This window comes from Specibacter sp. NPDC057265, assembly GCF_042668835.1.
Taxonomy (GTDB): domain Bacteria; phylum Actinomycetota; class Actinomycetes; order Actinomycetales; family Micrococcaceae; genus Specibacter.
In genome coordinates this window covers 14,192-33,266 of the sequence record NZ_JBHUYE010000026.1, presented here as the reverse complement: position 1 = coordinate 33,266, position 19,075 = coordinate 14,192, and the positions used below count along the sequence as shown (strand labels likewise).

Below are 19,075 nucleotides of genomic sequence, written 5' to 3'. Positions count from 1 at the left end.
TCCCGGTTCCGGGAGCCGCCTCTTGTCATTTCTGCGCTTCCATCCCCCACACCAGCCGAAGAGGACGCCGGCAGCCGGTCACTGCGCCGGTGGCTGGCGCTGCAGGGGCGGACGCTGCTTCCCGCGCTAGTAGACCCGGCGGGCACGCACTCCGGGTCGTTGGAGGGGCACACGGAGCTTGTAGCGGTCGGCGCGGTAAAAGGAAACCGAATAGTCCACGGTGGATCGTGAAACAAAGGCATGCCGTTCGGTCCGCAAGACGGGCGCGCCCACATCAACCTGCAACAGCCGGGCAATGGAGGGCGTGGCCGCATTGGCCTCGATGGTGTCCTCCCCCCACTCGATGATCAAACCAAACCGCTCCCCCAAAACGTTGTACAGCGACGATGGCGGCCCGCCCTCAAGCAGGCCGGGGACCCGCCAGGCAGGGATGAAGTTTTCATCCACACTCATGGGCTCCTCGTCGGCCAACAGCAGCCGGCGCAGACGAATCACGCCTTGACCTTCCTCCAACTGCAGTTCCCGGGCCAAGCGGGCCGTGGCGGGAATCTGTTCGAAGGCCAGGGTTCGGGCCGAGGGCCGCATGCCGCGGCGGGTCATCTCCTCGGAGTAGGAGGTGAGTTTGAGGGTCAGGTCCATTTTGGTGCGGGCAACAAATGTCCCCACCCCCACCACACGCTCCAGCAGCTCCTCTTCAACAAGCGCCTCCACGGCATGGCGCAAGGTCATGCGCGCAACACCGAAGCGGTGTGCCATATCCCGTTCCGAGGGCAGCTGCCGGCCCGGTTTGCTGGCCTCCACAATGTAGGTGCGGAGCAGCTCCCGCAGCTGAACGTGGACGGATACGCCGCAATCGCGGTCCAGCTCCCCCGCAATGTCAGTCGCGGATGGAACAAGGTAACCCATAAATCTCCTTCCAGTGACAAATGGGAGACTGAAACACCGCTACTCTCTATACAGAAAGATCTACTGTCTAGGAGTCAATCATGTACACCCGCACAGCCACGGTGGCCGCCAGCGTTGGACTGCACGCGCGTCCCGCCGCTGCCTTTGTGAGAGCCGTCAACAAGACAGGCCTGCCCATCATGCTATCGCGTCCGGGGACTGCTCCAGTTGACGCCCGCTCTCTATTGGCTGTCATGACCGCGGACTTCGACCACGGCGCCGAAGTGGAGATTACAGTCGCGGCCGACTGCATAGCCTCCCAGCATGAAGTGGAAGCCGGCATAGATGAACTTGCCGAGCTCCTGCATTCCCCGCTCCTGGACCGCTAGCCGTCGTTGTCGATTAAGTTGGCGACACGCGGCTGTTGGGTGTTGTTCCGGTGTGGGAGTTGAAGCGTTTCGCGTTTTAGTGCCTGAGCCGTGGGTCAGGGGCTTGGGTGCGTTCCGTTCGGATACACGAGAGCCTATCCACCACCGGCCAGGGACCCACCGCCGCCAACAGGGAGCGGCCCCGACTTGGGGAAGTCCTGACAGACTGCCCAGGCGCGGACAGCGGCCCCGGCTTCCCAGGATGCAGGAGGCACCCTGGGCCTCCATTCACTGGGCAGGAATGCCCACGCCTGTTCAAATTGCCGGGCTTTTCGGCGTAGGCCGATGCACCTTCTGCCCGGCCTTCAAACGGGCCGGTGGGACCGCCACATAAATGTACAAAACTACTCCTCAAAGAGTTGCAACAGGAACGTCCTTCGCGTGAATTTCCGTGGAGATCTTCCCCGGACACCATTGCCACCGTCAGAACAAGCCACAGCCTCCGGTCAAGTCAAACTTGTAAATGACCCAGGGCTGTTGACGGGCGGTTTCGCCGACGTGGCCGAAGCTGCGTACACAGGCGACATCCGCCACCGCGGCACGGCGACCCGACGCACAGGCGGAACCCTTGGCCGCACCGCCCCTTGACGGCAGCCCAGCGCAGCAGCACAAGGACCGGGCCCAATGGACCGCCCAGCTCCCCCGCGGCAAGTGCCGGACCCTGCAAAGGCCGTTGGGCACCTGTATACGCAGGCTGGCGCCAGCAAGCCAGCAAGCCAGCAGGCAGGCAGGCAGGCAGGCAGGCAGGCAGGCAAGCAAGCAAATGATCGGCCCTGGACGGGCACCCGGAGCGGCTGCCCCACCAAGGCATCCCGCCCTAAGTTCCTGAGCAGATCCCCTGGCCTTGGACAGGGGCGGGCTCACCAAAGCGGCCGCAAGCGGCACTGCACGGGCCATCCCAAGCCCCGCCAGGGGATGTTGTCGCACCACAGTGTGCAGTGCCGGCCAGCCACCGCAGCGCCGCAGGCCAGCAAAAAGGAATTGCCCCCCGCTTGTACAAGCGGGGGGCAATTCCTTTTATCTCAGTATGTCTACGCGAACTACACGCTAGTGGGCGTGGTCTCCGCGGCTGTATTCATAGACCCAGCCGACCAAGGCAATGACGGCCAGGCCGGCACCGATGAACAGGACCCACCAGCCCACTGCCAAGCCCAGGAAGCCTGTTGCTGCGGCCAGGCCCAACATCAGCGGCCACCAGCTCCAGGGGCTGAAGTGCCCCTGTTCGCCGGACCCCTCATGAACCTCGGCATCGAGACGATCCTCGGGTCGGGGTCCAACACGCTTGCCGGTGAAGCTGAGGTAGATGCCGACCATCAGGCACAGCCCGGCCAGAAGGTACAGGGCCAGGAAGCCCACTTCCTCTGTCCAACCGGTCATGAACCCGTACACGGTGCCTACTGGAATGAAGAAGATGCCGGTGAGGCTGAACAGCATGGATTCAATCTTCACTTGTTGGCTCCCTTCGAGTCGGCTGCCACGGCAGGCACATAGTGCGGTGCAAGTTCCGGGTGGTGCAGATCCAAGGCAGGACGCTCGGAACGGATGCGCGGCAGGGACGTGAAGTTGTGCCGTGGCGGCGGGCAGGAGGTGGCCCACTCCAAGGAAGCACCAAAGCCCCAAGGATCATCGACCATCACCTTCTTGCCGCTGCGCCAGGTGATGTACACATTCCAGAACCAGGGAATCATGGAAGCGCCCAGCACGAAGGAGGAAATGGTGGAGAACTGGTTCATCCAGGTGAAATTATCCTCCACCAGGTAATCGGCGTAGCGACGCGGCATGCCCAATACGCCCAGCCAGTGCTGGATCAGGAAGGTGCCGTGGAAGCCAATGAACAACAGCCAGAAGTGGATCTTGCCCAGACGTTCGTTCAGCATCTTTCCAGTGAATTTGGGCCACCAGAAGTAGAAGCCGGCGAACATTGCAAACACCACAGTGCCGAAGACCACGTAGTGGAAGTGGGCCACGACGAAGTAGGTGTCGGATACGTGGAAGTCCAGCGGCGGCGAGGCCAGGATGATGCCCGTGAGACCACCAAACAGGAAGGTGATGATGAAGCCCAGGCTCCAGAGCATGGGGGTTTCAAAGGTCAGCGAGCCGCGCCACATGGTGCCAATCCAGTTGAAGAATTTCACGCCCGTGGGCACCGCGATCAACATGGTCATGAAGGAGAAGAATGGCAGCAGGACCTGGCCGGTGACATACATGTGGTGGGCCCACACCGTCACGGACAAAGCTGCAATGGCAATGGTCGCAAAGACCAGACCCTTGTAGCCGAAGATCGGCTTGCGGCTGAACACCGGGAAGATCTCAGAGACAATGCCGAAGAACGGCAGGGCAATGATGTATACCTCCGGGTGGCCGAAGAACCAGAACAGATGCTGCCACAGCATGGCGCCACCGTATTCGGCGTCAAAGATGTGCGCCCCAAAGCGCCTGTCGGCACCGAGGGCAAACAAGGCACTGGCCAGCGGCGGGAACGCCATGAGGACCAGCATGGCAGTGATGAGGGTGTTCCAGGTGAAGATCGGCATGCGCCACATGGTCATGCCGGGCGCACGGAGGCAGATGATGGTGGTGATGAAGTTCACTGCACCCAGGATGGTGCCGAAGCCCGACAGTGCCAGACCAAAGACCCACAGGTCGCCACCAATGCCGGGGCTGAAGGTGGTGTTTGACAGGGGTGCGTAAGCAAACCAGCCAAAGGCTGCCGCTCCCTGCGGGGTGATGAAGCCCGACACCGCAATGGTGCTGCCAAAGAGGAAGAACCAGAAAGCCAAGGCATTCAGACGCGGGAAGGCAACGTCGGGTGCGCCAATTTGCAGGGGCATGATGACATTGGCAAAACCGGAGAACAGGGGCGTTGCAAACATCAGCAGCATAATGGTGCCGTGCATGGTGAACAGCTGGTTGTACTGATCCTTGGTCTGCAGAATCTGCATCCCGGGCTCAAACAACTCCGCGCGAATGACCAGCGCCATCACGCCTGCCAGGCAGAAGAAAATAAACGACGCAATCAGATACATGTAGCCGATGGTCTTGTGGTCGGTTGATGTGATCCAGTTGACGACTATGCGTCCCTTGGACACGGGAACCACCCTAGGTGCGGCCGAAGTAACTCCGGTCGCCGAGTACTCGAGTGTAGACACTTTCCTCTTCCCCCCTACTTCTCTTGCGCAGTGTTACCTGCGTTGGGATTGCGGTCGTATTCCTGGCCCACCGAGCCGGTCTGGCCCTTCGCCTTCAACGATGCCAAATGGGCGTCGAACTCGGCCTGCGAGACCACCTTGACGTTGAAGAGCATCTCGGAGTGGTATTCACCGCAAAGCTCGGCGCACTTGCCGTCGTACATTCCCTCGACCTGGGGGGTGAGGTTCATATAGTTGGTCCGTCCCGGCAGCATGTCCTTTTTATCCAGGAATGCCGGCACCCAGAAGGAGTGGATGACGTCGCGGGCGTTGAGCTGGAGTTCAACGGTGCGGTTCACAGGCAGGTAGAGGGTGGGAAGCGTCGTCTTGTCGAAGGCCTCCCCCGTCAGATTCGCCTGCACGCCAATGTCAAAGACGGCTTCCTCAACGTCATTGCCTTCAAGGTAGTTGAAGTCCCACGACCACTGCTTGGCGCGCACATCAATGGTGACGTCCGGATCGTCCACCCGGGCGTTGATTGATTCCTGTTCCTGGTCGGTGAAATAAAAGAACACCAATACCATGAACAGCGGCACCAGCACATAAAAAATCTCCAACGGGAGGTTGTAGCTGGTCTGACGCGGGAACCCGGTGGCGCCCTTGCGTCGACGGTAGGCAATGACACACCAGATGAGCAGGCCCCAGGTGATGAGCCCGATGGCCAGGACCGTGATCCAGCTATTGACCCAGAGGTCAATGATGCCGGCGGTGTGGTTGGTGGTGTCACGCTCGGCTGGCAACCAGCCGTTCTTATTCTCTGCCGTACATCCTGACAAAGCTAACGCTCCGGCAATCGCCAATCCTGCTGTGGGGATGACTTTTGCGCGTCGGCTGCCGGTTCGGTCCTGCGAACTCACAGACGGCCCTTCCTCTTGTTGCTTTGCTCTGCAGCGGTTAGGCACTGCTGGAGCCAAATGGGTTTTACTACTCGATGTAGAGCTTACCGCTATGGCACGCAAAAAGCGTACTGAGCCCTCCGTGCGTCGAACGATCGCAAAGAAAGCCTTGCCACTGCCCCGTTGGCGGCGGGGCGGGGACGTTAGTGGAAGGAATCTCCGCAGGCGCAGGAACCACCGGCGTTGGGGTTGTCAATGGTGAAGCCCTGCTTTGAAATGGTGTCTTCAAAGTCGATGCTGGCGCCATCGAGGTAGGGAACGCTCATTTTGTCAATGACAACTTCGACGCCGTCAAAATCACGCACGGCGTCGCCGTCGAGCATGCGCTCGTCGAAGTAGAGCTGGTAAATGAGTCCCGAGCAGCCGCCGGGCTGGACAGCCACGCGCAGCCGCAGGTCGGTGCGGCCCTCCTGCTCCAGCAGGCTGCGGACCTTGCCGGCGGCGACGTCGCTGATGAGCACGCCGTGTGCGGGCAGCTCCGAGCCGGCGACGGCGGTAGCTGCGGATTCTTCGTGGACATTTGCAGTCATGGCATTTCCTTACGTAGGTACATCTACATGCTACGTCGCGCCCAATGCACGACGCTAACTTATCTCAACCCGCAGAACCTTCCTTGTGTTCCCGCAGCCCGCCTGCAGGCGCCTGTTCCTGGTCCGGCCCTGCCTGCGCTTCCCGGGCTGGTGCGTGCGCGGCCGCCGGGTCCAGGGCGCCGTTGTTGATGGCTGCCAGCAACAGCGCCTGGGCCGTGACCGCATGCTGGAAGTCGCCCAGGTGCAGGGACTCGTTGGCGCTGTGGGCACGGGAGTCAGGGTCCTCCACGCCGGTGACCAGGATTTGGGCATCCGGGTAGGTCTCCTTCAATTCCGCAATGAAGGGAATGGAGCCTCCCATGCCCGTTTCCACGGCGGGAACGCCCCAGGCCTGCCCCAGCGCCCAGAGGGCGGCCTGGGCGGCCGGGGCGGTGGTGTCGGTGGCAAAGGCCTGGCCTGCCTCCCCGGGGGTGAAGACTGCATGGGCACCAAAGGGGACATGTTTTTTCACATGCTCGGCCAGGGCCGCCATGGCTTCCTGGGGGTCCTGTCCAGGTGCCAGGCGCAGACTTATTTTTGCCCGGGCGGCAGGCAGCAGGGTATTTGAGCTCATGTCCACGCTGGGAATGTCCATGCCAATCACCGACAGGGCCGGCTGCGTCCACAGTCTGGAAGTGATGGAGCCGGTGCCAGCCAGCTGCACCCCCTCCAGCACTGCCGCATCGGCACGGAAATCGGCCTCCGCGTAGTCCAGCGGGCTTTCAGGGCCACGGTGCAGGCCGGCCACGGCCACCGAGCCCTGCCCGTCATGCAAGGTGGCAATGAGCCGGGCCAGGATGGTGGGGGCGTCCAGCAGCGGCCCGCCGAACATGCCCGAGTGCACGGCATGTTCGGCGACCCGCACTTCAATGGTCCCGTCCACCAGCCCCCGCAGGCTCGTGGTCAAAGCCGGGATGCCCACGCGCCAATTGGCGGAGTCGGCCACCACAATCACGTCCCCGGCCAACAGGGCGCGGTGTTCACGCAGGAAGGCACCAAAGGTGGGCGAGCCGGCCTCCTCCTCCCCCTCAATGAAGAAGGTGACCCCAATGCCGAAGCGCTCCCCCAGGGTTTTGGTGACGGCACGGAAAGAGGCCAGGTGCGCCATGATTCCGGCCTTGTCGTCGGCGGCACCCCGGCCGTACAAACGCCCGTTGCGTTCCACGGCTGTGAACGGCTCACTGTTCCACAGCGCTCCGTCCCCGGGCGGCTGGACGTCGTGGTGGGCGTACAGCACCACTGTCGGCCGGCCCGGCGCGGCTGCCTTCCGTGCCACCACGGCAGGTCCGCCCCAGCCGCCGTCGGGGTGGGGCACCCGCAGTATTTGCACGTCGTCGACGCCACTGGCACGGATGAGTCCCGCAACGGCTTCGGCGCTGCGGTCCAGCGGCGCCGGATCAAAGGCCTCCCAGGCAATGCCGGGAATGGCCACAAGCTCCTTCAGTTCCGCCACTGTGGAGGCGAAGTCCGCTGCGACGCTTTCACGCAGCTTGTGGCCGGGTATGCCGGCCAGGGGGGGCGACGGGGCAAAAGGCGTTCCGGTCGGGCCGGGTTCTTGGGATCCAAGGGTAGTCATGGCATTTAGACTACCGCTGCGGCATTGGCGCCGGGTGTGCGGTGCCGCTTCGGGTTCAGGGTATTCTAGACGGGTGTTTGGACGTAAGAAAGATCAAGCCCCCGACCTGCAGGTAACGCCTGTTTCCGACGAGACGTCGATGCGGCTGCGGGACCCGCAGTCGGCCAAGGGTGTGCCCACACCCTCGCGCAGGGCGCAGGAAGAGGCACGCAAGCGCCCCCTGGTGCCCAATGACCGGGGCGCCGCGAAGGTGGCGGCGCGGGATGCGCGCCGGGAAGAGCAGATGCGCATGCGCCGTGCCCTGGACACCGGCGAGGAACGCTTCCTGCCGCTGCGGGACAAGGGCCCGCAAAAGCGATTTGTGCGTGACTACGTGGACGCGCGCTTCAGCCTGGGCGAATTCGTCATGTTCGCGGCCATCGCCATTGTGGTGCTGACACTGTTCATTCCCGTGCGCAACGCCGACGGGACCTCCAATAACTCCCAGCTGATCATCTTTGCCCTGTTCTGGGTCATGATTGCCCTGGTGGGCGTGGACGTGTGGATTATGGGCAGGAAGCTCAAACGCCTGGTCGCGGCCAAGTTTGGTTCCGTCGATGCCGGTGTCATTTGGTACGCCAGCATGCGCGCCCTGCAGTTCCGCCGGCTGCGCCTGCCCAAGCCCATGGTCCGCCGCGGCGAATGGCCTTCCTAGCAGCAGGCCAGCGGCCAGGCACCGGAGTGGATTGAACTGAACCACAACGTTGCGCGCCGGGTCCTTCCTTAGGGAAGGGCCCGGCGTTTTGCTTGGCCCGGGGCGTTGCGCCAGCCGCTAGGGTGAAACCATGGACTATAGATACCTTGGCCGTTCAGGCCTGAAAGTCACTGAAATCACCTACGGCAACTGGCTCACCCATGGCTCCCAGGTGGAAAACGACGTCGCCAAGGCATGCGTGCGTGCGGCGCTGGACGCCGGCATCACCACCTTTGACACCGCTGACGCATACGCCAACGGTGCGGCCGAAGAGGTGCTGGGCGCCGCCTTGGCCGGCGAACGCCGCGAGTCCCTGGAAGTGTTCACCAAGGTGTACTGGCCCGTGGGCCCCAAGGGCCCCAATGACACCGGATTGTCCCGCAAGCACATCATGGAGGGCATCAACAACTCCCTGCGCCGGCTGGACATGGACTACGTGGATTTGTACCAGGCCCACCGCTTTGACTACGAAACGCCGCTGGAGGAGACCATTGCCGCCTTTGGCGACGTGGTGCGTGCAGGCAAGGCCCTGTACATTGGCGTCTCCGAATGGAATGCCCAGCAATTGCGTGCGGGCCAGGCCTTGGCCCGCGAGGCAGGCTTCGCCCTGGTGTCCAACCAGCCGCAGTATTCGGCGTTGTGGCGCGTCATTGAACCAGAGGTCATCCCGGCAGCCATTGAGCTGGGCATGTCCCAGGTGGTGTGGTCGCCCATGGCCCAGGGCGTACTGAGCGGAAAGTATTTGCCCGGTGCCGCGCTGCCGGCCGGTTCCCGGGCAACGGATGAGCATGGTGGCGCCAACACCATCAAGGCCTTTTTGAACGACGACATTCTGCGCAATGTGCAAAAACTGCGTCCCATTGCCGACGAACTGGGCTTGAGCATGCCCCAGCTTGCGGTGGCCTGGGTGCTGCAAAACGACAATGTGGCCACCGCCCTGGTGGGGGCCTCACGTCCGGAACAGGTGGCGGAAAACGTCAAGGCCTCGGGCGTGAAGATCCCGGCGGAGCTCATGGCAGCCATTGATACGGCCCTGGCCCCGTCCGTCGTCAACGACCCCGCCAAGACGCTCAGCCCGCCCACGCGCGTGGCATAGCTTTTTCACGCCCCCGGTGCCGGGGGCAACTTGTGGGGGCGTCTGTAGTGCGGGCTCCACCTCCGGCGGCGCCGCGGCGGTTCTACCGGCGCAGCGCCGCCAGTTCCCTGTTGATGCGGGCGGCCCAGAAGGGCCCTTCATACAGGAACGCGGTGTAGCCCTGCACCAGTGCGGCGCCGGCGTCCAAGCGTTCCTGCACCTCGGCGGCGGTCTCCACCCCGCCCACCGAGACCAGGGCCAGCCGGTCGCCCACAATGGCCTTCAGCTGTCGCAAAACCGCCAGCGAGCGGGCCTTCAGGGGTGCCCCCGACAAGCCCCCGGCACCTTTTTCGGCCACTTCGGACTCGGGCGTGGAAAGCCCCTGCCGGCCGATGGTGGTGTTGGTGCAGATGATTCCGTCCAGCTTGAGCTCCAGGGCCAGCTCCGCCACCTGGGCAAGGTCTTCATCGGCCAAATCGGGGGCTATCTTCACCAGCAGCGGCACGTGCCGTCCGGCGGCGTCGTTGGCGGCCTGCCGGACTCCCGTGAGCAGCGGACGCAGTGTCTGGACGTCCTGGAGCAGGCGCAGTCCGGGAGTGTTGGGCGAGCTGACGTTCACCACGAGGTAATCGGCCGACGGCGCCAGGGTGCGGGCGCTGAGGAGGTAGTCGCCGAGCGCATCGTCAAGCTCCACGCTCTTGGTCTTGCCAATGTTCACGCCCACCACGGGGCGCACGGTTGCATAATTTTTGGCCAGTGCGGCCAGCGCCTGCACCAGGCGCGGTGCCACTGCTGCCGCACCGTCGTTATTGAAGCCCATCCGGTTGACCACTGCCCGGTCCTGGACCAGGCGGAACAGCCGCGGCGCCGGATTCCCCGGCTGCGCCGCACCGGTGATGGTGCCCACCTCAACATGGCCGAAGCCGAGGTTGGCCAGGGCTGCTATGCCCGTGCCCTCCTTGTCAAAGCCCGCCGCCAAGCCAAAGGGTGTGGGGAAGGTCAGGCCCAGGGCCTGGGTTTGAAGCGATGCGGGGGGCGCGAACAGCCGCCGCAACACTGCGCCGGCACCCACAGTGTGAATGAGCTTAATCAAGGTGAAACCGATCTTGTGCGCCCGTTCGGCGTCCATCCAGGAGAAACAGAGCCGGAAAACTGTGGGGTAGATTCGCATGAACCTAGTTTTGCGGTTCCCCGGCCCAACTGCAAAACGGGGCGTGGCACACCGGCTGCAAAAAGTCCGGCGGCCGGGTCCTCTGGCGCCGCGGTGGCGGGAAACGCGCTAGCATTGCCTGATGAAATCCACCGGACCAGCCGCTGGCGTGGGCGCGTGAGCCAGACGTCCCCACAGTGGGGACCGGACATTCTGGGCCCGGACTACCAAGCCTTGGTCTTGACCGTGCCGGCACGGCCGGGCCCAGGTGCCCAGAACGGCCCCGTCCCCGAAGGCAGCTGGCGGGCCACACTGGTGCGGCACCGCCGGCAGCGGCCGGCCCAGAATCAGCCTTCCCCGGCGCAGCCGACAGCCGCACCGGCGCAGCGTGCGCCGGTGCTTTTTATCCATGGCTGGAGCGACTACTTCTACAACACGGGCCTGGCGGAGTTCTTTACCGGGCTCGGCCATCCCTTTTATGCCCTGGACCTGCATAACCACGGCCGGAGCCTGCAGTCCCTGGAACTGGGCGGCTACGTTGCGGACCTGGCGGACTATTATGACGAAATCCTGGCAGCCCAGGCAGTCATTGCCCGCGAACACGGCGCACCGGAGCCCGCGGACGTCCCCATCATCTTGGCCGGCCACTCCACCGGCGGTCTGATTGCGGCGCTGTGGAGCAAACGTTTCCCGCACCTGGTCAGCCAGCTGATCCTCAACAGCCCCTGGCTGGAGATGCAGGGCGGCGCCGCCATCCGGCGTGCCGCCGCGCCCCTGGTCCATTTTGCCGATCTCCGCCCGTTGATGCGCATGCGTGTCCCGGAGCGCTCCTTTTATTGGCGGGGCATCAGCGACGAGGCTCTGGGGGAATGGCCGGTGGACCAGGGCATGCGCCCGCCGCGTGCCTTCCCGGTCCGGGCCGGATGGATGAAGGCCATCCTGGCCGCCCAGCAGGAAGTGGCTGCCGGACTGGCTTTGCCGATGCCCGTTTTGGTGCTGCTCTCCACCAAAAGCATGCTGGGACCGGTGTGGAGCGACCACATGCTGCGCGCCGATGTGGTGCTCGATGTCCGTTCCCTGGCGCTGCGGACCCTGTCACTGGGCAACAGTGTGACATTGGAACGCATTGACGGGGCCCTGCACGAGGTCTTTCTCTCCCGCGGGCCCGTCCGTGCGGAGGCGTATCTGCGGTTGGCACGCTGGCTGCGCGGCTACGCCCCCTGACCTTTGCCGGCGGCGTCCACCGCTGCGCCGTAGCGGCGGTCGCGGCGGGCGTACTCGTCCACCGCCGACCACAGGGTGCGCCGGTCCACATCGGGCCACATGGTGTTCATAAAAACAAATTCGGCGTACGCCGACTGCCACAATAAAAAGTTCGAAAGCCGCTGCTCGCCACTGGAGCGCAGGAACAGGTCGACGTCGGGAATGTCGGGCTGGTAAAGGTACTTTTGCAGCGTTTTTTCCGTCACCGCCCGGGGCTTGAGCCGGCCGGCGGCGACGTCGGCCGCCAGGGCGGAGACGGCGTCGGCAATTTCAGCCCGGCCCCCGTAGTTCACGCACATGTTCAAGGTGATGGTGTCATTGTCCCTGGTGTGCTCCTCCGCGGCCTCCAATTCCTTAATGACCGATCCCCACAGCCGGGGCTTGCGGCCGGACCAGCGGATCCGCACGCCCCAGGCGTCCAGCTGGTCCCGCTGCCGCCGGAGCACGTCCTTGTTGAAGCCCATGAGGAAACGGATTTCCTCCGGTGAACGTTTCCAGTTTTCCGTGGAGAACGCGTAGACGCTCACATGCTTGATGCCCAGCTCCAGGGCGCCGGCCATGACGTCCAAAAGTGCCGGCTCACCCGCCTTGTGGCCCTCAATGCGCGGCAGCCCGCGTTCATTGGCCCAGCGGCCGTTGCCATCCATGACAATGGCCACGTGCGCCGGGATGAGCGCGGCGGGGATTTGCGGCTTGGCCGCGCCGGAGGCATGCGGCCAGGGCGCCACGACGGGGGGCTTGCTGCTGCTCCTGCTGCTGTTTTGGTGAACCTTGGATTGGCCTGCCATTGCTTTTTTACACACGCTCCACGAGTTTGAGGGAACGCACTGTGCGTTCCAGGTGCCACTGCACATATCCTGCCACGAGGCCGGCCGCTTCGCGCCGATGGAGGCCGTGGGAGGCGTCGGCTCCCGCCCAATTGCCGCTGAGCAGCTGCGCCAGCAGGCTCATGGTTTCCGGCGCCGGCGCCGGTGATCCCGGCGGCCGGCAGTTGGGGCAGACGGCACCGCCCAGGGCGGTGCTGAACGCCGCATGCGGTCCGGGCTCGCCGCAGCGGGCGCATTCGGAAAAACTGGGGGCCCAGCCGGCAATGGACACTGCGCGCAAAAGGTAGGAGTCAAGAATGAGTCCGGGGGCGTGCGCACCCCGGCTCAGCGCGGCCAGCGCACCAATGAGCAGCATGTAGTGGGAGCTGGAGGTTTCCCCGTCAATGTCGGTGAGCCGCTCGGCCGTCTCCGACATGGCTGCCGCCACCACATAACTGTCATAGTCGGCGGCAATGGCGTCCCCGTAACTGGCCTTGGCCACGGCTTGGGTCACAATGTCCAGGGTGCGGCCCTTGACCAGCTGCAGATCGGCCACCATGAAGGGTTCCAGCCGGGCCCCAAATTTACTGCTGGTCCGCCGCACCCCCTTGGCCACGGCACGCAGCTGGCCGTGGCGGTGGGTCAACAGCGTAATGATCCTGTCGGCTTCGCCCAGCTTATGGGTGCGCAGGACCACGGCGTCATCGCGATAGGTGCGGAAGGCATGATTGGACACCCCTCCATTGTTTCACCTTTAGCGCCGGCGCACCTCCCTGCGCCGCTGTCGAATGCACAACACCCCGGCGCGGACGCCGGGGTGCTGTGGGTTTTGGCGGCGGCTCAGTTTCCCTGCGCGTCCCGAATGGCGCGGTTGACGGCCGAGATCACGGCCTTCAGGGAGGAGGTGGCGGTATTGGCATCAATGCCTACACCCCACAGCACCCGCTCCCCCACCGCACATTCCACAAAGGCCGCTGCCCGGGCATTGCCACCTTCGGACAAGGCATGCTCGGTGTAGTCCAGCACCCGCACGTCGACACCGTCGCGGGAGAGTATGTCCAGCAGAGCCGCAATCGGGCCGTTGCCGGTGCCGGTGCGGCTGGTGATTTGGCCGTCAACCTTGATGTTGGCGCTCAATGTCACCACGCCGTCCTCATTGGCGGAGGTGGTGAATGAACCAATGCGGTAGCGGCCCCACTGCTGTTCCTCCTGCGCTGCCGGCAGGTATTCATCCTGGAAGACCGTCCACAGTTCCGCGGCGCTGACCTCCCCGCCCACGGTGTCGGTGCGGCGTTGGATCACACCGGAAAATTCAATTTGGGCCCGGCGGGGCAGATCCAGATTGTGTTCGCTCTTGAGCAGGTACGCCACGCCGCCCTTGCCGGACTGGGAATTGACCCTGATGACGGCCTCGTAGCTGCGGCCCAGGTCCTTGGGGTCCACGGGCAGGTAGGGAACGGCCCAGGTGTGCTGGTCCAGGGCCACGCCGGCCGAAGCGGCGTCGGCCTCCATGGCCTCGAAACCCTTCTTGATGGCGTCCTGGTGTGAACCGGAGAAGGCGGTGAACACCAGGTCCCCGCCATAGGGGGACCGTTCCGGAACGGGCAGCTGGTTGCAGTACTCCACCGTGCGGCGGATCTCGTCAATGTTGGAGAAGTCCAGCATGGGGTCCACGCCCTGGGTGAAGAGGTTCAGACCCAGGGTGACCAAATCGACGTTGCCGGTGCGCTCACCGTTGCCGAACAGGCACCCTTCAATCCTGTCCGCACCCGCCAGGTATCCCAGTTCAGCGGCGGCAACCCCTGTGCCCCTGTCATTGTGCGGGTGCAGGGAGAGCAAAATGCCCTCGCGCGGGTGCAGGTTCCGGCTCATCCACTCAATTGAGTCGGCATACACATTGGGGGTGGCCATTTCCACGGTCGCCGGCAGGTTGATGATGACCTGGCGTTCGGCGGTGGCCTCAAAGATTTCAGCAATGGCGTTGCACACGCGCAGCGCGTACTCGGGCTCGGTGCCGGTGAAGGACTCCGGGGAGTATTCGTACGTGATGAGCGTGTCGGGCAGCGACTCCTCATATTTTTTGCACAGGCGCGCCCCCTGCAGGGCAATGTCCAGGATGCCGTCCTCATCCTGGTTGAACACCACCCGGCGCTGGAGCACGGAGGTGGAGTTGTACAGGTGCACAATGGCCGTCTTGGCGCCCACCAGGGACTCATAGGTGCGCTCGATCAAGTGCTCACGGGCCTGCGTCAGCACCTGGATGGTGACGTCATCGGGAATGTGTCCGCCCTCAATGAGTTGGCGGACAAAATCAAAGTCGGTTTGCGAGGCTGAAGGGAAGCCAACCTCAATTTCCTTAAAGCCCATCTTGACCAGCAGCTGAAACATCTTCAACTTCCGGGCCGGGCTCATGGGATCGATCAGCGCCTGGTTCCCGTCACGCAGGTCCACCGCACACCAGCGCGGGGCTGCGGTGATGACCTTGTCCGGCCAGGTGCGGTCAGGCAGCTCGACGGTGATTTGGTCACGGAAGGGGATGTAGCGGTGAACGGGCATTCCGGAGGTTTTTTGTGCATTTCGCATTGCAGATGACCTTAATGGTTGTCAACGGGGGGAGGCCGGCCGGGCAACACAAACACCGCAGCGAGGGTGGCCATCTCCACGTCGACCATGTCAACGGGTCAAGGCCTCGCCGCGGCAGCTAAGAAGAAGCATTCCAGTGCGCACGTTTTTTACCCTAACACGGCACGTAGGATGATGATGAACCATCCCACCGCCCGGTGCGCACCGGCGGCTGGGTACGCGATCTGAGAAGGGGAAGCGATTCATTTGAGGCAGTCCGGCATCAATTTGGCCAATATAGACCCAAGCATCAGGGCGCAGGATGATCTTTACCGCCATGTCAACGGCAGCTGGCTGGCAGCGGAGACCATCCCCGAGGACCGCGCCGTGACAGGTTCCTTCATCACCTTGCGCGATGACGCCGAAGTTGCCGTCCGTGCCATTGTCGAGGCGGCCAGGGCAGGGACAGGCGGCGGCACGAACCCTGAACTGCAGGCCAAAATTGGTGCCCTCTATGCCGACTTCATGGATGAGGAGGCCATTGAGGCCGCGGGCGCCCAGCCACTGGCGGGCAAGCTTGCCGCCATTGAGCGCAGCGAGGGCATCACTGCACTGGTGCGGCTCATGGGTGAACTGGACAAGGAGGGCGCCAGCACCCTTTTTGGCGCCTACGTCAACAACGACGCCGGCAATCCGGACCGTGCCCTGCTCCACCTTTTCCAGGGCGGCCTGGGCCTGCCGGACGAATCCTATTACCGCCTGGACAAGTTCGCCGCCATCCGCGCCGCCTACACCAAACATGTGCAGACCATGCTGGAGTTGGCGCAGGTGCCCGATGCGCATGCCAAGGCCGGACGCATCATGGAGCTGGAGACCCAGATCGCGGCAACGCACCTGGACAAGGTCTCCCTGCGGGATCCACAGCAGACCTACAACCTCATGGGCGTCAATGAGCTCCTTGAGCTGGCGCCTGCGGTGGAGCACTGGCTCGATGCCCTCGGCGTCAACGCCGCCCAGCGTGCCGAGATGGTGGTGGCCACCCCCGGCTTCTTTGCCGGGCAGCGGGAACTGCTGGCCGCTGACCGCCTTGCCGACTGGAAGGCCTGGCTGGCCATGCGCACCATCTCCAGCTTCGCCCCGTACCTGTCGGCGGACTTTGTGGCGGCCAACTTTGCCTTCCACGGCACCACGCTCAGTGGCACGCCCGTGATGAGGGAGCGCTGGAAACGCGGCGTGGCCCTGGTGGAAGGGATGTTGGGGGAAGCTCTGGGCGAGTTGTATGTGGCCGCGCACTTCCCACAGTCCCACAAGGCGCACATGGAGGCGCTCGTGGCCAAGCTCATTGCTGCGTACCGCTCCAGCATTGACCAACTGACGTGGATGGGCGCTGAAACCAAGGCGCGGGCGCAGGAAAAGCTGGCGGCCTTCACCCCCAAGATCGGCTACCCCGCCAGCTGGCGGGACTATTCAACCCTGGCCATTGTGCCCGGGGAACTGCTGGGCAACATTGCCCGCGGCAACGCCTTTGAACTGGCCCGGCAACTGGCGAAGATTGGTGCGCCCATTGACCGGCAGGAGTGGCTCATGACCCCCCAGACGGTCAACGCCTACTACAACCCGTCAATGAATGAAATAGTGTTCCCGGCAGCCATTCTGCAGCCGCCCTTTTTCGACGCCGGGGCCGACGACGCCGCCAACTATGGCGGCATTGGCGCTGTCATCGGCCATGAGATCGGTCATGGATTCGACGATCAAGGCTCCCAATTCGACGGCAGCGGCGCGCTGCGCAATTGGTGGACCGATGCTGACCGGGCAGCCTTTGAGGCCTTGACCGCCAAGCTCGTGGACCAGTACAACGCGCTCTCCCCCGACGCTGCCCCCGGTGAGTTTGTCAATGGGGAGCTGACCCTGGGCGAGAACATTGGGGACCTGGGCGGGCTGGCGATTGCCTACAAGGCCTACCTGCTGACCCTCAACGGTGCGCAGCCGCCAGTCATTGACGGTCTCACCGGCGCCCAACGCTTCTTTTACTCCTGGGCGGAATGCTGGCGCACCAAAATCCGGCCTGCGGAGGCCGTGCGGCGGCTGAGCATTGATCCGCACTCCCCGGCCGAACACCGCTGCAATGCGGTGGTGAGCAATTTGGATGCCTTCCATGACGCTTTTTCCACCACGGCCGCGGACAGCATGTGGCGTGAGCCCCAGGAGCGCGTGAGCATCTGGTAGGCCCGGCCGGGGAAGGACAACAGCGCGCAGCGGTGGTGTCCATCCCCGCCGCTGCGGCGCTGTCAGTCGTAGTAGGCGGGGTTGACCACCAGGCACTGCCCGGCTTCATCGGCGGTGCTGGCCACAATGTCCTCCGGTACGGTGATCTCCCCGTATTTGGTCCCGGAACCCCAGTCGCTGCCCACCAAAAGGTTCACTCCCGCAACGGCGGGGTCTTCCCGCACCGCGCTGGCGGGAATGCCGAACAGGGCGGCAATGTCTGCAGCCACATCCGCCATCCCGGGGCCGTGGGATATTTCGCTCACACCCTGGACGGGGACGTCTCCGGCCTGCCAGGAGTTGCTGTAGCCGTTGGCGGCCAGGGCTTGAAGCAGCTCAATGGAACGGCCCACCACGGCCGAGGCGTTGGTGACGGACACTGCCTGCAGCCCCTTGTCATAGGCCGGCGCCGGCACGGGCGGCGGCGTGGATTCGGGGGCGGGGGTGGTGGATTCCGTGGTGGCGTCTTCCCCGGGCGCCGGTGCCTCCGGGCTGGCCGGGGCGTCCGTTAGCGGTGTGTCGTTGCGCAGCGCGGCAAAGAACTGGCCGGCGTCGGGCTCCAGCAGCTGCACCCGGTTCGCATCCCCGGTGAAGGTGGTGGTGGGCACCGTCACAAAGGCCACATTGGCCAGGTTGATTTTGGCCAGGCGCGTGGCAATTTTTGTCATGGCGGGAATGTTGCCCAGGCCCTCATCAATGGTGAGGTTTTTGGTGACCACATCGGCGAGCGTGTACAGCTTGGGCAGGTTGGTCAGCGTTTCCTCGCTTTTGACCTTGCGCACCATGGACGCCAGGAAGAACTGCTGGGCCTTGATGCGTTCCAGGTCGGAGGCGTCGCCAAAGGCGTGGCGGGTGCGCAGGAACGCCAGCGCCTGCTCGCCCTGCACCAGGCTCTTGCCCTCGGGCAGCTTCAGCCAGGATCCATCGACGTCGTACATGGCGTGGTCAACGCAGACTTCCACGCCGCCCAGGGCGTTGGACAGTTCCTTCACGGCGGTGAAGTCGGCCAGCATGAAGTGATCGATCCTCAGCCCGGTGATGTCATTGATGGCCGAGACGGTGCAGCCGGGTCCGGCCTGCAGGGCCGCGTTGAGCTGGCCAAAGGCGGCACCTGGCACAACATCGCCATTTTCCGCGCTGCAGTCGGGAATGGGGACCATCAGGTCACGGGGAAAGCTGGTGACGGAGACGCGGCTGTTGTCCGCTGAAATGTCCATCAGCAGCATGACGTCGGAATTTCCCACTCCCCCGGAGTCTTCGCTGGTCCCATACTGGCTGTTTTCGCCGTCGCGGGTGTCGGTGCCCAGGATGAGGATCTGCAGGGAGCCGGTGTCCTCCACGGACGCCTGGTCCGAGGACTTGTTCCCGATTCCCGCATTCAAGGGGGCCGTGGTGACATTGCTCTGCAGTTTGATGAACAGCACCGCGGCAGTCATCAGGCCCAGCACCAGCACAGCTGACATGGTCAAAGCTGTGATCCGCAGCCACAGGGGGGCCTTGGGGCGGGACTTGAAATGCCTTCCGACCGGCTCATCCCCCGCCGCGGGGCGGCGGCGGGGTGCGCGGGAACTGACAGCTGGCCCTGGTTCGGCGCGGCGTCGCCCCATCTGCAAACCTTTCGTAATGAACAATTTTCCTTGACGATCCTAGCGGCGAAGACTGGGAAGATCCCTCAAGCC

At 63.9% G+C, this 19,075-nt stretch carries 16 protein-coding genes; 5 read left to right on the top strand and 11 right to left on the bottom strand.

All coding sequences use genetic code 11. The features are described 5' to 3' along the window. Positions 1–126: 126 nt before the first annotated feature. Entirely contained in the window at positions 127–906 is a 780-nt protein-coding gene (locus ACFUCV_RS14050; protein WP_380816787.1) for a GntR family transcriptional regulator, read from the bottom strand. 80 nt (positions 907–986) lie between these two features. Between ACFUCV_RS14050 and ACFUCV_RS14045 the strand changes: the two genes are divergently transcribed. After that, on the top strand, positions 987–1,274 hold the full coding sequence (locus ACFUCV_RS14045) for an HPr family phosphocarrier protein (protein WP_380816784.1): 288 nt from the start codon (positions 987–989) through the stop codon (positions 1,272–1,274). Positions 1,275–2,360: 1,086 nt separating this feature from the next. Here ACFUCV_RS14045 and ACFUCV_RS14040 read toward each other — a convergent pair. The 5 genes from ACFUCV_RS14040 to ACFUCV_RS14020 form a co-directional block, all read right to left on the bottom strand. Next, on the bottom strand, positions 2,361–2,762 hold the full coding sequence (locus tag ACFUCV_RS14040) for a cytochrome c oxidase subunit 4 (RefSeq protein WP_380816782.1): 402 nt from the start codon (positions 2,760–2,762) through the stop codon (positions 2,361–2,363). Further along, entirely contained in the window at positions 2,759–4,462 is a 1,704-nt protein-coding gene (gene ctaD, locus ACFUCV_RS14035) for a cytochrome c oxidase subunit I (protein ID WP_380816781.1), read from the bottom strand. The genes ACFUCV_RS14040 and ctaD overlap by 4 nt, the downstream gene beginning before the upstream one ends. 14 nt (positions 4,463–4,476) lie before the next feature. Further along, a complete protein-coding gene (coxB, locus tag ACFUCV_RS14030) occupies positions 4,477–5,358 on the bottom strand; it encodes a cytochrome c oxidase subunit II (protein ID WP_380816779.1) in 882 nt (293 codons plus the stop codon). 182 nt (positions 5,359–5,540) lie between these two features. Then, entirely contained in the window at positions 5,541–5,927 is a 387-nt protein-coding gene (locus tag ACFUCV_RS14025; RefSeq protein ID WP_380816777.1) for a HesB/IscA family protein, read from the bottom strand. Positions 5,928–5,991: 64 nt separating this feature from the next. Next, the gene (locus tag ACFUCV_RS14020) at positions 5,992–7,542 is read right to left on the bottom strand and encodes a dipeptidase (protein WP_380816775.1); all 1,551 of its coding nucleotides are present in this window, start codon (positions 7,540–7,542) and stop codon (positions 5,992–5,994) included. Positions 7,543–7,615: 73 nt separating this feature from the next. On the opposite strand from ACFUCV_RS14020, the gene ACFUCV_RS14015 reads away from it, so the two are divergent. Together ACFUCV_RS14015 and ACFUCV_RS14010 are read left to right on the top strand one after the other, a co-directional pair. Further along, a complete protein-coding gene (locus ACFUCV_RS14015) occupies positions 7,616–8,236 on the top strand; it encodes a DUF3043 domain-containing protein (protein ID WP_380816772.1) in 621 nt (206 codons plus the stop codon). Positions 8,237–8,366: 130 nt separating this feature from the next. Continuing rightward, positions 8,367–9,371, top strand: a complete 1,005-nt coding sequence (locus ACFUCV_RS14010; RefSeq protein WP_380816769.1) for an aldo/keto reductase family protein — start codon at positions 8,367–8,369, stop codon at positions 9,369–9,371. A gap of 82 nt (positions 9,372–9,453) precedes the next feature. Here the strand turns inward: ACFUCV_RS14010 and ACFUCV_RS14005 are convergent, their stop codons facing one another. Next, complete coding sequence (locus ACFUCV_RS14005) at positions 9,454–10,521, bottom strand: quinone-dependent dihydroorotate dehydrogenase (RefSeq protein ID WP_380816767.1); 1,068 nt, start codon at positions 10,519–10,521, stop codon at positions 9,454–9,456. 156 nt (positions 10,522–10,677) lie between these two features. Here ACFUCV_RS14005 and ACFUCV_RS14000 point away from each other — a divergent pair, with 156 nt between their 5' ends. Continuing rightward, on the top strand, positions 10,678–11,724 hold the full coding sequence (locus ACFUCV_RS14000; protein ID WP_380816764.1) for an alpha/beta hydrolase: 1,047 nt from the start codon (positions 10,678–10,680) through the stop codon (positions 11,722–11,724). Here the strand turns inward: ACFUCV_RS14000 and ACFUCV_RS13995 are convergent. The 3 genes from ACFUCV_RS13995 to leuA form a co-directional block, all read right to left on the bottom strand. Beyond that, positions 11,712–12,551, bottom strand: coding sequence for an isoprenyl transferase (locus tag ACFUCV_RS13995; protein WP_380816762.1), 840 nt, complete (start codon positions 12,549–12,551; stop codon positions 11,712–11,714). The genes ACFUCV_RS14000 and ACFUCV_RS13995 overlap by 13 nt on opposite strands. Positions 12,552–12,558: 7 nt before the next feature. Beyond that, positions 12,559–13,305 (bottom strand): DNA repair protein RecO, encoded by a 747-nt coding sequence (gene recO, locus ACFUCV_RS13990; RefSeq protein WP_380816760.1) that lies wholly within the window; start codon positions 13,303–13,305, stop codon positions 12,559–12,561. 104 nt (positions 13,306–13,409) lie between these two features. Further along, complete coding sequence (gene leuA / locus ACFUCV_RS13985; protein ID WP_380816758.1) at positions 13,410–15,152, bottom strand: 2-isopropylmalate synthase; 1,743 nt, start codon at positions 15,150–15,152, stop codon at positions 13,410–13,412. Positions 15,153–15,398: 246 nt separating this feature from the next. Between leuA and ACFUCV_RS13980 the strand changes: the two genes are divergently transcribed. Continuing rightward, entirely contained in the window at positions 15,399–17,357 is a 1,959-nt protein-coding gene (locus ACFUCV_RS13980) for a M13 family metallopeptidase (protein WP_380816756.1), read from the top strand. A gap of 62 nt (positions 17,358–17,419) precedes the next feature. Here the strand turns inward: ACFUCV_RS13980 and ACFUCV_RS13975 are convergent, their stop codons facing one another. Beyond that, positions 17,420–19,027, bottom strand: a complete 1,608-nt coding sequence (locus tag ACFUCV_RS13975; protein WP_380816754.1) for an LCP family protein — start codon at positions 19,025–19,027, stop codon at positions 17,420–17,422. Positions 19,028–19,075: the final 48 nt, after the last annotated feature.

Excerpts from the sequence above, each read along its gene's own strand:
- ACFUCV_RS14050 (WP_380816787.1), bottom strand. The coding sequence starts at position 906 with ATGGGTTACCTTGTTCCATCCGCGACTGACATTGCGGGGGAGCTGGAC.
- ACFUCV_RS14045 (WP_380816784.1), top strand. The coding sequence starts at position 987 with ATGTACACCCGCACAGCCACGGTGGCCGCCAGCGTTGGACTGCACGCG.
- ACFUCV_RS14025 (WP_380816777.1), bottom strand. The coding sequence starts at position 5,927 with ATGACTGCAAATGTCCACGAAGAATCCGCAGCTACCGCCGTCGCCGGC.
- ACFUCV_RS14020 (WP_380816775.1), bottom strand. The coding sequence starts at position 7,542 with ATGACTACCCTTGGATCCCAAGAACCCGGCCCGACCGGAACGCCTTTT.
- ACFUCV_RS14010 (WP_380816769.1), top strand. The coding sequence starts at position 8,367 with ATGGACTATAGATACCTTGGCCGTTCAGGCCTGAAAGTCACTGAAATC.
- ACFUCV_RS14005 (WP_380816767.1), bottom strand. The coding sequence starts at position 10,521 with ATGCGAATCTACCCCACAGTTTTCCGGCTCTGTTTCTCCTGGATGGAC.
- ACFUCV_RS13995 (WP_380816762.1), bottom strand. The coding sequence starts at position 12,551 with ATGGCAGGCCAATCCAAGGTTCACCAAAACAGCAGCAGGAGCAGCAGC.
- leuA (WP_380816758.1), bottom strand. The coding sequence starts at position 15,152 with ATGCGAAATGCACAAAAAACCTCCGGAATGCCCGTTCACCGCTACATC.